At 74.3% G+C, this 13,000-nt stretch carries 12 protein-coding genes (1 of these 12 only partly in view); 5 read left to right on the forward strand and 7 right to left on the reverse strand.

Annotated features, from left to right (window positions below; genetic code table 11):
• From LRS07_RS16425 to LRS07_RS16435, 3 genes are all read left to right on the forward strand, one after another.
• Positions 1 to 768, forward strand: the 3' portion of a protein-coding gene (locus LRS07_RS16425) for an AraC family transcriptional regulator (RefSeq protein ID WP_260499042.1). 87 nt of this gene lie to the left of the window's left edge; only the last 768 of its 855 coding nucleotides appear in the window; its start codon lies off the left edge, out of view; its stop codon occupies positions 766 to 768.
• An 85-nt stretch (positions 769 to 853) separates the two neighbouring features.
• Entirely contained in the window at positions 854 to 1,972 is a 1,119-nt protein-coding gene (gene nadA, locus LRS07_RS16430) for a quinolinate synthase NadA (RefSeq protein WP_260499043.1), read from the forward strand.
• A gap of 101 nt (positions 1,973 to 2,073) precedes the next feature.
• The gene (locus LRS07_RS16435; protein WP_260499044.1) at positions 2,074 to 2,364 is read left to right on the forward strand and encodes a late competence development ComFB family protein; all 291 of its coding nucleotides are present in this window, start codon (positions 2,074 to 2,076) and stop codon (positions 2,362 to 2,364) included.
• A 34-nt stretch (positions 2,365 to 2,398) separates the two neighbouring features.
• Here the strand turns inward: LRS07_RS16435 and LRS07_RS16440 are convergent, their stop codons facing one another.
• From LRS07_RS16440 to yaaA, 4 genes are read right to left on the reverse strand one after another with little or no spacing between them, the layout of a single operon-like run.
• Positions 2,399 to 3,397, reverse strand: a complete 999-nt coding sequence (locus LRS07_RS16440; RefSeq protein WP_260499045.1) for a threo-3-hydroxy-L-aspartate ammonia-lyase — start codon at positions 3,395 to 3,397, stop codon at positions 2,399 to 2,401.
• 13 nt (positions 3,398 to 3,410) lie between these two features.
• On the reverse strand, positions 3,411 to 4,151 hold the full coding sequence (locus tag LRS07_RS16445; protein WP_260499046.1) for a 2OG-Fe dioxygenase family protein: 741 nt from the start codon (positions 4,149 to 4,151) through the stop codon (positions 3,411 to 3,413).
• A gap of 58 nt (positions 4,152 to 4,209) precedes the next feature.
• Positions 4,210 to 5,088, reverse strand: coding sequence for a 2OG-Fe(II) oxygenase (locus tag LRS07_RS16450; RefSeq protein ID WP_260499047.1), 879 nt, complete (start codon positions 5,086 to 5,088; stop codon positions 4,210 to 4,212).
• 39 nt (positions 5,089 to 5,127) lie between these two features.
• The gene (gene yaaA, locus LRS07_RS16455) at positions 5,128 to 5,913 is read right to left on the reverse strand and encodes a peroxide stress protein YaaA (RefSeq protein ID WP_260499048.1); all 786 of its coding nucleotides are present in this window, start codon (positions 5,911 to 5,913) and stop codon (positions 5,128 to 5,130) included.
• A 157-nt stretch (positions 5,914 to 6,070) separates the two neighbouring features.
• On the opposite strand from yaaA, the gene LRS07_RS16460 reads away from it, so the two are divergent.
• Positions 6,071 to 7,552: a hypothetical protein gene (locus tag LRS07_RS16460; protein WP_260499049.1), complete on the forward strand. Its 1,482-nt coding sequence runs from the start codon at positions 6,071 to 6,073 to the stop codon at positions 7,550 to 7,552.
• A gap of 22 nt (positions 7,553 to 7,574) precedes the next feature.
• On the opposite strand, the gene LRS07_RS16465 is transcribed toward LRS07_RS16460, so the two are convergent.
• From LRS07_RS16465 to LRS07_RS16475, 3 genes are all read right to left on the reverse strand, one after another.
• Positions 7,575 to 8,876 (reverse strand): 3-deoxy-D-manno-octulosonic acid transferase, encoded by a 1,302-nt coding sequence (locus LRS07_RS16465; RefSeq protein ID WP_260499050.1) that lies wholly within the window; start codon positions 8,874 to 8,876, stop codon positions 7,575 to 7,577.
• A 36-nt stretch (positions 8,877 to 8,912) separates the two neighbouring features.
• Positions 8,913 to 10,304, reverse strand: coding sequence for a phosphomannomutase/phosphoglucomutase (locus LRS07_RS16470; RefSeq protein ID WP_260499051.1), 1,392 nt, complete (start codon positions 10,302 to 10,304; stop codon positions 8,913 to 8,915).
• A 107-nt stretch (positions 10,305 to 10,411) separates the two neighbouring features.
• On the reverse strand, positions 10,412 to 11,065 hold the full coding sequence (locus LRS07_RS16475; protein ID WP_260499052.1) for a DedA family protein: 654 nt from the start codon (positions 11,063 to 11,065) through the stop codon (positions 10,412 to 10,414).
• Between the two features lie 79 nt (positions 11,066 to 11,144).
• Here LRS07_RS16475 and mutL point away from each other — a divergent pair, with 79 nt between their 5' ends.
• Positions 11,145 to 12,989, forward strand: a complete 1,845-nt coding sequence (gene mutL / locus LRS07_RS16480) for a DNA mismatch repair endonuclease MutL (RefSeq protein WP_260499053.1) — start codon at positions 11,145 to 11,147, stop codon at positions 12,987 to 12,989.
• Positions 12,990 to 13,000 lie beyond the last annotated feature (11 nt).

The following is a 13,000-nucleotide window of genomic DNA, read 5'->3' on the forward strand; positions in this document are numbered from 1 at the left end:
GTGCTGCGCCATGACGAGCGCGTGCGGCCGCACGCACATCCTTGGGCGCAGGTGGCGTTCTCCTTCAACGGTGTCACGCGGCTGACCACGCCCCAGGGCAGCTTCGTGGTCCCGCCGTCTCGGGCGCTGTGGATTCCCCCGGCCATCGAGCACGCCGTGACGGTGGTCGAGACCGCCACCGTGCACACCCTCTACCTGCACCAGCCGCCCGGCCAGTACGGACCCGACGCGTCGAACGAGGACGCGATCGGCGCCTGGCGCCAATGCCGGGTGCTCGCCGTGTCGGACCTGCTGCGGGCGCTGGTCCAGGAGCTGGACCCCTCGGCGGACGGTGCCGCCCGCCCCGCCGTCGCTGGAGACCGCACGCGCGAAGGACTGCTCGTCTCGCTGCTGCTCGACGAACTGCACCGCGCCGACCCGGTGCCGCTGGGGGTCGACCTGCCGCAGGACAAGCGGCTGCGCGCGCTGTGCGAAGCGATGCTCGACGACCCCACCCGCCACGCCAGCCTGCAGGGCTGGGCCCGGGACGCCGGCGCCAGCCCGCGCACCATCGCCCGCCTGTTCCAGCACGAACTCGGCACCAGCTTCGCCCAGTGGCGGCAGCAGGCCCTGCTCTCCCGCGCGGTCGCGCTGGCGGCCCAGCGCAAGCCGATGGCGGAGATCGCGGCCGAGCTGGGCTATGCCAGCCCCAGCGCCTTCAGCGCCATGGTGCGCCGTTGCGTGGGCCTGCCGCCGCGCCGCTTCCTCGCCCTGGCGGAGAAGCCGTGAGCCGGCCAGCCCCGCGCACGCCGCGTACCATGGCGGCCCTTTCGACAGGCGAGCTGCCAAGGGCCCCTGTCCTGCACTTCCCGTCATGACCCCCCAGCCCATCCGCTTCGACTACACCCGCCAGGATGCCGCCGGCGGCAGCTGCACCGTGCAGGCCTGGGCCAAGGTGCCGCCGCCGCTGTCGCGGAGCGAGCGCGACGACGCCAAGGCCCGCATCGCCCAGTTGCTCGAGCAGCAGGACGCGGTGCTGGTCGCGCACTACTACGTCGACGGCGACCTGCAGGACCTGGCGCTGGAGACCGGCGGTTGCGTCGCCGATTCGTTGGAGATGGCCCGCTTCGGCCGCGAGCACCCGGCCAGGACGCTGATCGTCGCCGGCGTGCGCTTCATGGGCGAGACGGCGAAGATCCTGTCGCCGGAGAAGCGGGTGCTGATGCCCGACCTGGACGCCACCTGCTCGCTCGACCTGGGCTGCCCGCCGGACGACTTCGCCGCCTTCTGCGACGCCCACCCCGACCGCGAGGTCGTGGTCTACGCCAACACCAGCGCCGCGGTGAAGGCAGGTGCCGACTGGATGGTGACCAGCTCCTGCGCGCTGGCCATCGTCGAGCACCTCAAGGCCCAGGGCCGCAAGATCCTGTGGGCGCCCGACCGCCACCTCGGCCGCTACATCCAGGAGCAGACCGGTGCCGACATGCTGCTGTGGAACGGCGCCTGCATCGTGCACGACGAGTTCAAGGGCCTGGAGCTGGAGCTGCTCAAGCGCGAGCACCCCGGCGCGCAGGTGCTCGTGCACCCCGAATCGCCGGAAAGCGTGGTGCGCATGGCCGACGTGGTCGGCTCCACCTCGCAGCTGCTCAAGGCGGTGGTCGACGGGCCCGCCAGCGAGTACATCGTCGCCACCGACAACGGCATCCTGCACCGCATGCGCCAGCTGGCGCCGGGCAAGACGCTGATCGAGGCGCCCACCGCCGGCGCCGGCGCCACCTGCAAGAGCTGCGCGCACTGCCCGTGGATGGCGATGAACGCACTGCAGGGCGTGCTGGCCTGCCTGGAGCACGGCGCCGGCGAGGTGCAGGTCGACGAGCCGGTGCGCGTGAAGGCGCTGGGCTGCATCACCCGCATGCTCGACTTCGTGCGCGCCAACCCCGCCGCGGTGGCGCAGCCGCGGCAGGGCTTCGTGCCGGCGCTCGGCGCCGCCTGAGACGCTTTCAACGGCGACGGCGGGTGTCGCCGTCAAGTTCGGCGCGGCGAGGCCGAAGACCGGCGATGGGGGCATGAAGCCCACCGCCCGACCTCCCGCCCATGACCGACGACACCGAATTCGAGTCCATCCGCAACCACCACGAGCAGCCGGTGCTGTCGGCCGTGGCCGAGATGGCCAGCGACTACCCGCTGCTGGGCGGGCCGCTGCTCGCCGACGTGGCCTGCGTGGCGCTGAACCGGCTGCCGCCACGCTACATCCGCCACCCGGTGGACCTGGCCTTCTACCTCACCGAGCGCGAGCGCGAGGACACCCAGCGCCACGTGCGCGAAGCGGTCGAGTTCGCCTTCCAGTTCGTCCAGGCCCGCGTGGCCATGCGCGCCCGCGGCTGACGGCGGCCCCCGGGCGCGCCCAGCGCGCCTGTCCTCAGCCCGGCGCCGCGACCAGCGCGGCAAAGCGCGCCAGGTCGATGTTGCCGCCGCTCAGCACGATGCCCACCCGCGCGCCGCGCAGGTCGGGCAGCGCCTCGCGTGCACCTTCCAGCACCGCCGCGGCGGCCAGGCAGCCGGTGGGCTCGACCAGCACCTTCAGCCGCTCGGCGAGGAAGGCCATGGTGCGCACCAGCACCGCGTCGTCGACCGTCACCACGCCGTCCACCGCCTCGCGCATGACGGCGAAGGTGTGGCGGCCCGGCGCCTGCGTCTGCGCGCCGTCGGCCAGGGTGCGCGGCACCTCGGGCAGGCGGACGATCTCGCCGCGCGCCAGGCTCTGCTGCACGTCGTTGCCGGCCGCCGGCTCCACGCCCCAGACACGGCAGCCCGGCGCCAGCGCCTTGGCCGCGGTGGCGCAGCCGGAGATCAGCCCGCCGCCGCCGACGCAGACGAACAGGTGGTCCTGCGGCCCCGCGTCCTCGAGCAGTTCCAGCGCCGCCGTGCCCTGCCCCGCCATCACCAGCGGGTGGTCGAACGGCGGCACCAGCGTCAGCCCGCGCTCGGCGGCGACGCGCCGGGCCAGCGCCTCGCGGTCCTCCCGGTAGCGGTCGAAGAGGATGACCTCGCTGCGCGCGTCGCCGGCCTGGTAGCCGCTGGTGGCGGCGATCTTGGCGGCCGGGGCGTCGGCCGGCATCAGGATCACCGACGGCATGCCGAGCAGCCGCGCCGCCAGCGCCACCGCCTGCGCATGGTTGCCGGAGGAGAAGGCCAGCACGCCGGCCCGGCGCTCGGCCTCGCCCAGCGAGGCCAGCGCGTTGTAGGCGCCGCGGAACTTGAAGGCGCCCATGCGCTGCAGGTTCTCGGCCTTGAAGAACAGGCGGGCGCCGGTGCGCGCGTCGGCGGTGCGGGAGGTCAGCACCGGCGTCCGGTGCGCGACGCCGGCCAGCCGCTGGGCGGCGGCCTGCACGTCGGCGAAGGTGATGGGCAGGGTCATGGGCGCGCGGAGGTCAGTCGCCCTGGAAGCTGCCGGCGCGGTAGGTCAGCACCAGCGTGTCGCGGTGGCCGGGCCGCGCCGGGTCCAGCGGCTGGATGGGCGTGGTCTCGTGGATGACCCGCGCGTCGTCGAGCAGCAGCACGCTCCACGGCTCGGTCAGCGTGAAGCGCAGTCCCTGCGGACCGGCGGCCTCGAAGACGCGCGTCTCGCCGCCCTTGACGCCGTCGCGCGCCACCAGCACCACCGCCACCAGGTCGACGCCGTCGCGGTGCGCGCCCTCGGGCGTCGGCCGGCCGATGCCGTCGGTGGTGTCGATGCGGAAGGGATGGGCCTCCACGCACCAGGCCTGCCGGCCGCGCAGCGCGTCGGCGCGGCCCGCCAGCGCGTTCAGCAGCGCGGACCAGGCGGGCGCCTCGGCCAGCGCCGGTTCCAGCGGCTCGAACCAGCGCTGCAGCCCGCCGTGCAGCGCGTTGTATTCCACCGGCTGCCAGTGCGCGCGGTGCGGCACCGGCATCACGGTGCCGGCCTCGGCGATGAAGCAGCCGTGGCGGCGACGCCGGTAGCGGCCGCCGTCGCGCAGGTGGGCGTCGGCGGGCAGCCGGTCCCAGGCCGGCGCCAGGGCATGCAGCGCCGCCACGTCGAGCCGGGCGAGCGCGCACAGGCCCGCGGCGTCGAGCACCGCGTAGCCGGCGTCGTGCAGGCGGGCGTCGACCTCGGCGGCCGGGGTGATCGGAGGGGTGAGCGTGGCGGACATGGGGCGGCGAGGGTAGCAGCGGCGCAGCAGCGGACGTCGCCCGGCCGCGCGGGGTTCTTCAGTCGAAGCGGCCCTCGCGCAGCCACTTCGTCGCCACCCACTTCTCGCCCTCGACCACCGGGGCGCCGCCGTGCAGCGTGCGGGTGGCCGGGTGCGGCCGGTCGTAGCTGAAGAAGACGGCGTTGCCCCGCACCGGGGCCACCGCCAGGCCGGCCTCGGGGAAGGTGGTGGCGCCGCCCTTGGCCGGCGTGTTGAGGTAGACCACCACCGTGCCCAGCCGCTGACCGCCCCGCTTGAGGATGGTCGGGGTGCCGGCGTGCGCGGGGTCGAAGTAGTCGTGGTGCGGGCGGTACTCGGCGCCCGGCCCGTAGCGCAGGATCTGCAGGCCCTCGCCGCGCTCCACCGGCCAGCGCAGCAGCGTGGCGATGCGCTGCTCCAGCCGCGCGCATACGGGGTGCTCGCCGCGCTGGAAGAACATGCCCTGGCTGGTGCGCGAGGCGTTGACCTCGCTGCCGCCGGTGTCGGTGTCCACCGTCTCCGACCGCGACAGCCGCGGCTCGGCCAGCGCGATCAGCTCGTCGCACTCGGCATCGCTGAGCAGGCCGCCGAAGACGATCACCCGCGGCGACGCCAGCGTCATGACGACGCTCACCTCGCGGTCGCCGGCCCACAGCGTGGCGGGCGACTGCGACAGGTCGGGCTCGGGCACCGACGCCGCCGGGCGCAGCGGCGGCTGGGCCACCTCTCGGCCCGCACCGCGCGCGGCCAGGTGCTCGCGCAGCGTGCCCTCCATCGCCTCCAGCGCGACCTCCTCGTCCCAGCCGCTGTCGTGCATGGCCTTGAGCACGGCCTGCGGGTCGCAGCCGGCCTCGGCCTGCGCGACGATCCAGGCCCGCAGCTCCGGCGTGATGCTCTGTTGGCTCTGCTGCACGTTCACGACGGCTCCCGTGTCGTTCGGACGGTGGCTGACCGCGGGTCAGCCGGCCAGGCGGCGGCGGAACACCAGCCGCTGCGCGGTCGAGGCCTCCGGCGCATGGGCATAGCCCTCGCGGTCGAAGCCGGTCAGGGCCTGCGGCGTCATCACCCGGTGGTCGATGACCCAGCGCGCCATCAGGCCGCGCGCCTTCTTGGCGAAGAAGGAAATGAGCTTGTAGCGGCCGTCCTTCCAGTCCTCGAACACGCACTCGACCACCCGGGCCTTGAGCACCGGCCGGTCCACCGCCTTGAAGTACTCCTGGCTGGCCAGGTTGACGATCACCGGCGAGGCGTCGGCCTTCAGCTCCTTGTTCAGGTGCTCGGCCAGCGTGTCGCCCCAGAAGGCGTAGAGGTCGCGGCCCGACGGGTTGGCCAGCCGGGTGCCCATCTCCAGCCGGTAGGGCTGCAGCCAGTCCAGCGGCTTGAGCACGCCGTACAGGCCGCTCAGGATGCGCAGGTGGCGCTCCGCCCAGTCGATGTCGGCCTCCGACATCGTGCCGGCCTGCAACCCGTCGTAGACGTCGCCGGCGAAGGCCAGCAGCGCCGGCTTGCTGTTGTGCGGCCCGAAGCGCGACGACCAGGCCTTGAAGCGTTGCGCATTGAGGTCGGCCAGCGCCGGCGAGATGCCCATCAGCTCGCCGATGCCCGAGGCCGGCAGGTCGCGCAGCAGGCCGACCAGCGCCTGCGAGCGCGCCACGAAGGCGGGCTTGCGGGCGCGGGCGAGCAGCGCCTCGGCCACCGGCGTCTCGAAGTCCAGGGTCTTGGCGGGCGAGAGCAGCAGCAGCATGCCGATGATTATCGCGGCGGGTGCGGGCCGAGCGCCGGGCCGCTCCCAAGCCGGCCCGCGATCCCCTCGGGGGATCGGCCGACGTACCCGTCGGACGAGGGGCCGACACCAGCCTCCGTAAGATGCGCGGCCTTTGCCAGCCCGCACCATCGTCCTCATGCCGCCTCGGCCCCTGCGCTCGCTCCTCCTCATCGCTGCCCTGGCAGGCGGCGCCGCGACGGCACAGGACCTGCCGTCGTCGCGTGAATCGAGCGCCCGGCTGCAGTCGCTGCCGGCGTCGATGCAGCTCGGCTACGAGCGGGTGAAGCTGCCCGGCGGCGAGGTGATGGGCCTGGCCCACGGCGCGTACCTGGTCGAGCTGCGGCCCGGCTGGTGGGCGGGTCCGATCGCCTTCGGCGCGGCCACCGGCCAGCGCGGCGGCCTCTTCACCTGGGGCGCCGAGTTGCAGCGGCGCTGGGTGCTGGGGCCGAGACTCGGCATCGTGACCGGCGCCTCGGCCACCGGCGGCGGCGGTGCGAACGCGCCGGTGGGCGGCGGGCTGATGCTGAGGCCGCACGTCGACCTGCTGTGGGACCGCGACGGCTGGCAGAGCGGCTTCAGCCTGTCGCAGGTGCGCTTTCCCACCGGTCGCATCGCCAGCACGCAGTTCGGCATCGTGCTCATGCGCTCCGACCGGTTCGTGCACACCGCCCCCGGCGTCGCCGGGCGGCGCAACACCAGCAGCGTGCGCGGGGGCGTGGGCTTCGACCGCATGGAGCCCATCGTCGGCCGCTACACCGGCACCACCGGCGGCTCGCCGCTGTCCTACGTCGGCATTCGGCTGGAGCGCGACCTGGAGGCCGGTTTCGCCGCCGGCATGGAGGCCGCCGGCGCCGCGCAGGGCAGCGCCGACGGTTATGCGGAGGTGTTCGGCTCGCTGTCGGGCCGCTGGCCGGTGCTGGGCCAGGGCCTGCTGCTCGGCGGCCGGGCGGCGCTGGGCCTGGGCGGTGGCGGGGCGGTGCCCACCGGCGGCGGCCAGCTGCTGCGCGCCGGCGTGGTCGCCACCTGGCTGATGCGGCCGCAGCTGGCGCTCAACGTCGAGCTCGGCCGTGTCATCGGCCTCAACGGCGAGCTGTCGGCGCGGCATGTGCAGGCGTCGCTGTCGCTGCCGCTCGGCGGGCTGGAGACGGGACGCCTGCCCGACCAGCCGGCGGCGCTCAACGACATGGAGTGGAGCCTCGCCCTGCAGGACTGGCGCGATGTCGAGCGCCGCGCGGGCGGCGAGCGCTCCATGCAGCTCATCGGCCTGAAGTTCCGCAGCGCGCTGGACGAGCGCTGGTACCTGACCGGCCATGCGGTGTCGGCCGCATGGGGCGGGGCCGGCGCCTTCTCGACCGGCCTGGTCGGGCTGGGCTGGAACACGCGGCTCGGGCCCGACAGCGGCTGGCGCATCGGCCTGGAGGCGCTGGCCGGCGCCGCCGGCGGCGGCGGCGTGTCCAACCAGGGCGGCGCGGTCTACCAACCGCTGGTCTGGGTGGGCCGCGACCTCGGCCGCCATGCGCGGCTGCAGGTGGGCGGCGGTCGCATCCGTTCGCTGCGCGGCGCGCTGGACAGCCCGGTGCTGGACGTCACGCTGTCGATCGCCTTCGGCACACCGTAGCGCCGCCGCCCGGCCGGGACGCTCAGCCGCGGTCGAGGAACGGGAGCAGCCGCTGCGCCGTGCGCTCGGTGGCGCCGCGGTGGGCGCGGGCGAAGGCAAGCGCCTGCTCGACGCGGCGGGCACGGCCGGGTGCCTGCACCAGCGCCACCGCGCGCTGCACCGCTTGCGCCATGTCGGGCACGCGTTCGGCCGCGCCCGCCTGCAGCGCCAGTTCGGCCGCCTCGGCGAAGTTGAAGGTGTGCGGCCCCATCAGCACCGGGCAGCCGCAGGCCGCGGCCTCGATCAGGTTCTGCCCGCCCAGCGGGGCGAAGCTGCCGCCGAGCAGCGCCACGTCGGCCAGCGCGTAGTACAGCGGCATCTCGCCCAGCGAGTCGCCCAGCCAGGCGTCGGCCTCGCGGCTGCCGGCGGCGGGCATGTCGGTCCAGCGGCTGCGGCGCATCAGCCGCAGGCCGGCGGCGACGATGCGCTCGGCCACCTCGTCGAAGCGCTGCGGATGGCGCGGCACCACCAGCAGCAGCGGTCGGGGTTCGGGCAGCGCCGCCCAGGCGGCCAGCAAAGGCGCGTCCTCGCCCTCGCGCAGGCTGGCCGCCAGCACCACCGGCCGGCCGAGCCAGCGGCGCCAGGCCTGCCCGCGCTCGACCAGCACCGGCGACGGCGTGAGGTCGAACTTCAGGTTGCCGCAGACCTCCACCGGCCCGCTGCCGAAGGCGCGCAGCCGCTCGGCGTCGTCCTGGGTCTGCGCCAGCACCCGGGTCAGCGAGGCGGCGGCCGGCTGCAGCAGCGCGGCCAGGCGTCGGCCGCGGGCCAGGCTGCGCTCGGACAGCCGGGCGTTGGCCAGCACCACCGGCACCTGGGCCGCCACCGCGGCACGTTGCAGGTGGGGCCAGAGCTCGGTCTCCATCAGCACGCCGAGCACCGGCCGGAAGCGGGCCATGAAGCGTCGCGTGGCGCCCGGCGTGTCGAATGGCAGCCAGCATTGCAGGTCGCCGGGCTTGAGCAGCGCGGCGCCGGCCTCGCGGCCGGTGGCGGTGCCGTGGGTCAGCAGCAGGTGCAGGCCCGGACGCTGGGCGCGCAGCGCGTCGACCAGCGGCGCGGCGGCGCGGGTCTCGCCCAGCGACACCGCGTGCAGCCACAGCGCGCCGGGCCGCGGCGTCGGGCCGCTGTACCAGCCGAGCCGTTCGGCCACCGCATGGCGATAGCCCGGTTCGCGCCGCCCGCGCCACCACAGCCGCGCCAGCAGCAGCGGCAGCAGCAGCCGCAGGGCCAGCGCGTAGACCGCCCGGGCCAGCGCCTGGCGCGGCGAGAGGGCGACCCGGCCGGCCACCGCGTGGTCTTCAGTCCCGCGTCAGGGGGCGAGGTGTCAATGCGCGGCCTGCTGCACCTGGGCGTCGGGCTTGACCTTGCGCAGGGCGGCCATGAAGTCGGCCTCGATGCGGTGCAGGGCTTCCTCGGTGTGGCCCTCGAAGCGCAGCACCAGCACCGGCGTCGTGTTCGACGCCCGCACCAGGCCGAAGCCGTCGTCGTAGTCGGCGCGCACGCCGTCGATGGTGGTGATCTCGGTGGCGCCGGGGAAGCTGACGTTCTTCTGCAGCTCGGCCACCACCGCATGCGGTTCGCCTTCGGCGCAGGGCACGTTCAGCTCCGGCGTGTTGAAGCTCGTGGGCAGCGCGTTGAGCACCGCGCTGGGGTCGGGCACCCGGCTCAGGATCTCCAGCAGCCGGGCCGCGGTGTAGGTGGCGTCGTCGAAGCCGTACCAGCGTTCGCCGAAGAAGATGTGGCCGCTCATCTCGCCGGCGATCGGCGAGCCGGTCTCCTTCAGCTTGGCCTTGACCAGCGAATGGCCGGTGCGCCACATCAGCGGCGTGCCGCCGGCCGCGCGGATCTCGCTGGTCAGCCGCTGGCTGCACTTGACGTCGTAGATGATGGTGGCGCCCGGCTTGCGCTGCAGGATGTCCTTGGCGAACAGCATCAGCTGCCGGTCGGGGTAGATGATCTGGCCGTCCTTGGTCACCACGCCCAGGCGGTCGCCGTCGCCGTCGAAGGCCAGGCCGATCTCGGCGTCGGTCGACGCCACGGTGCGGATCAGGTCGGCCAGGTTCTCCGGCTTCGACGGGTCGGGGTGGTGGTTGGGGAAGTCGCCGTCGACCTCGGAATAGAGCTCCGTCACCTCGCAGCCCAGCGCGCGCAGGATGCCGGGCGCCGACGCGCCGGGGATGCCGTTGCCCGAATCGACCACCACCTTCACCGGACGGCTGAGCTTGCAGTCGGCGGTGATGCGCTTGCTGTACTCGGCCAGCAGGTCCAGCCGGGTGACCGTGCCGTTGCCGGCGGTGTAGTCCTCGGCCTCGATGCGCTGGCGCAGGGCCTGGATCTCCGGGCCGTAGATGGCGCGGCCGGCCAGCACCATCTTGAAGCCGTTGTAGTCCTTGGGGTTGTGGCTGCCGGTGACCTGGATGCAGGAATGGCAGCCCTGCTCGCCGCGGGTCGCGGCGACGTAGTACGCCATCGGCGTGGTCACGGGCCCGAGGTCGATGACGTCCACGCCGGCCGCGGCCAGCCCCTTCATCAGCGCCCCGGCCAGGCCGGGGCCGGACAGCCGGCCGTCGCGGCCCACCGCCACCGCGCGCTCGCCGGCCTGGCGGGCCTCGGTGCCGAAGGCCCGGCCGAGGTGCTCGGCGAAGGTCTCGTCGATCGTCTGGCCGACGATGCCGCGGATGTCGTAGGCCTTGAAGACCGAAGCAGGCACTTGCATGGCAGGAGTGGTGTGTTGGAGGTATGGGGAAAACGCGAGGCGATTCTAGGCAGCCGCCGTGCCGGCCGCGGCGACCGATTCAAGGGGCGGTCAGGCGAAGGAGGCCGTCACGTCGCGCTGGCGGCCGCCTTGCGCCCCTCGCGCCAGGCGCCCCACAGCGCCAGCAGCCCCGGCACCAGGATCAGCGCCCAGATGATCTTCGACAGGTTGGCCTGCACCCAGGGCAGGTTGCCGAAGAGGTAGCCGGCCAGCGTCAGCCCCACCACCCACAGCAGGCCGCCGCCGACGTTGAAGGCGGTGAAACGCGCCCGGTTCATCTCCGCCACGCCGGCCACGAACGGCGCGAAGGTGCGGATGAAGGGCATGAAGCGCGCGATGACGATGGTGATGCCGCCGTAGCGCTCGTAGAAGGCATGCGCCTGGTCGAAGGCCCGGCGGTTGAACCAGCGCGAATCCGGCCACTGGAACACCTTCGGCCCGATGGCGCGGCCGATGCTGTAGTTGCACTGGTCGCCGAGGATGGCGGCCACCGTCAGCAGCACCATGGTCAGCGGCAGGTTCATCAGGCCCGCGCCGCACAGCGTGCCGACGACGAACAACAGCGAGTCGCCGGGCAGGAAGGGCATGACCACCACCCCCGTCTCGACGAAGAGGATGACGAACAGCAGCGCGTAGACCCAGGGCCCGTAAGCCGCCACGAACTGCTGCAGGTGCTGGTCGACGTGCAGGATGAAGTCGATCAGGAAGGCGATGGCGTCCATGCGGTGGATTATGGGCAACGGTGCGTGACGGGCGGCCCTGGCAGGTTCCGTGCCGCCCGTGCTTCCTAGAATGGCCCGGATGCACCCCCTGACCGAGCGCCGCCCGATCCGCGAGCTGCCCGACGAGCTGATCAGCCAGATCGCCGCCGGCGAGGTGGTCGAGCGGCCCGCCTCCGTCGTGCGCGAGCTGCTCGACAACGCGCTCGACGCCGGCGCCCGCAACGTCACGCTGCGGCTGTCCGGCGGCGGCGTGCGCGCCATCGCGCTGGAGGACGACGGCCAGGGCATCCCCGCCGCCGAGCTGCCGCTGGCGCTGAAGCGCCACGCCACCAGCAAGATCGCCTCGCTGGTGGAGCTGGAACGGGTGGGCACGCTGGGCTTCCGGGGCGAGGCGCTGGCCGCCATCGCGTCGGTCAGCGAGCTGTCGATCACCAGCCGCACCGCCGACGCCCCCGGCGCCCTGCGGCTCGACGCCCGCAGCGGCGAGTGCACCCCCGCCGCGCGCGCGGCCGGCACCACGGTGGAGGTGCGCGAACTGTTCTTCTCGACCCCCGCGCGGCGCAAGTTCCTCAAGACCGAGGCCACCGAACTGGCGCACTGCCTGGACGTGCTGCGCCGCCAGGCCCTGGTGCGGCCCGACGTCGGTTTCGCCGCCTGGCACGACGGCAAGCTGCTGGTGCAATGGCGGCCGGCCGAGCTGCCGCAGCGCCAGCGCGAGGTGCTGGGCGCCGACTTCTTCGACGCCAGCCGGCCGGTGGACGCGCTCGCCGGGCCGCTGGTCATCGCCGGGCGCATCGGCCTGCCCGAGGCCGCGCGCAGCCGCGCCGACCTGCAGCACCTCTACGTCAACGGGCGCGGCGTGCGCGACAAGCTGGTGCTGCATGCGGTGCGCTCGGCCTACGAGGACGTGCTGCACGGCCAGCGCCAGCCGGCCTGGCTGCTGATGCTGCAGATCCCGCCGGAGCTGGTGGACGTCAACGTGCACCCGGCCAAGAGCGAGATCCGCTTCCGCGACGGGCGCGCGGTGCACCAGGCGCTGCGGCAGGCGGTGGAGGCGGCGCTGGCGGCGGTGCGGGTGCCGGCGCCCGCGGCGGTGACGGCCGAGGCCGTCACCGCGGCACCGGCGCCGGCCTGGCCGCGGCAGGCGCCGCTTGCCTGGCCGGCGGCCGAGCGCCCCGGCGTGGTGGTCGGCGCCGAATGGCTGCCCGGTGCCCGCCCGCTGGGCGTGGCCGAGGCGCCGCCGCCCCTGTGGCGGACGCCCGCCGCCGACCCCGCCCAGGCGCCCGACGCGGCGCCACCGGCCACGGCGGGCCGAGTCGACGAGGCGGCCGCCGGCGCCTGGCCGCTCGGCCGCGCCATCGCGCAGCTGCAGGGCGTCTACATCCTGGCCGAGAACGCGCACGGCCTGGTCATCGTCGACATGCACGCCGCGCACGAGCGGGTGGTCTACGAACGGCTGAAGGCCGGCATGGCGGTGGCCGCCATCGAGGCCCAGCCGCTGCTCATCCCGGCCACCTTCGCCGCCACGCCGGCCGAGGTGGCCACCGCCGAGGCGCAGGGCTCGACGCTGGCCGAGCTGGGCCTGGACGTGTCGCCGCTGTCGCCCGGCGTGCTGGCGGTGCGCAGCCAGCCCGCCGCGCTGCGTGGCGCCGACCCGGTGGCGCTGGCGCGGGCGGTGCTGGCCGAGCTCGCCGAGCACGAGGGCGGCAGCCGCCTGGTGCAGCGCGCCCGCGACGAGGTGCTGGCCACCATGGCCTGCCATGGCGCGGTGCGCGCCAACCGCCAGCTCACGCTGCACGAGATGAACGCCCTGCTGCGCGACATGGAGCGCACCGAGCGCGCCGACCAGTGCAACCACGGCCGGCCGACCTGGCGCCAGATCAGCTTGCGCGAACTCGACGCCCTCTTCCTGCGCGGCCGCTGAGCCGCCCCTCG

Source organism: Aquabacterium sp. J223, assembly GCF_024666615.1.
Taxonomy (GTDB): domain Bacteria; phylum Pseudomonadota; class Gammaproteobacteria; order Burkholderiales; family Burkholderiaceae_C; genus J223.

Coding starts and splice junctions, on each gene's coding strand:
- nadA (WP_260499043.1), top strand. CDS start 854: ATGACCCCCCAGCCCATCCGCTTCGACTACACCCGCCAGGATGCCGCC.
- LRS07_RS16435 (WP_260499044.1), top strand. CDS start 2,074: ATGACCGACGACACCGAATTCGAGTCCATCCGCAACCACCACGAGCAG.
- LRS07_RS16440 (WP_260499045.1), bottom strand. CDS start 3,397: ATGACCCTGCCCATCACCTTCGCCGACGTGCAGGCCGCCGCCCAGCGG.
- LRS07_RS16445 (WP_260499046.1), bottom strand. CDS start 4,151: ATGTCCGCCACGCTCACCCCTCCGATCACCCCGGCCGCCGAGGTCGAC.
- yaaA (WP_260499048.1), bottom strand. CDS start 5,913: ATGCTGCTGCTGCTCTCGCCCGCCAAGACCCTGGACTTCGAGACGCCG.
- LRS07_RS16460 (WP_260499049.1), top strand. CDS start 6,071: ATGCCGCCTCGGCCCCTGCGCTCGCTCCTCCTCATCGCTGCCCTGGCA.
- LRS07_RS16470 (WP_260499051.1), bottom strand. CDS start 10,304: ATGCAAGTGCCTGCTTCGGTCTTCAAGGCCTACGACATCCGCGGCATC.
- LRS07_RS16475 (WP_260499052.1), bottom strand. CDS start 11,065: ATGGACGCCATCGCCTTCCTGATCGACTTCATCCTGCACGTCGACCAG.
- mutL (WP_260499053.1), top strand. CDS start 11,145: ATGCACCCCCTGACCGAGCGCCGCCCGATCCGCGAGCTGCCCGACGAG.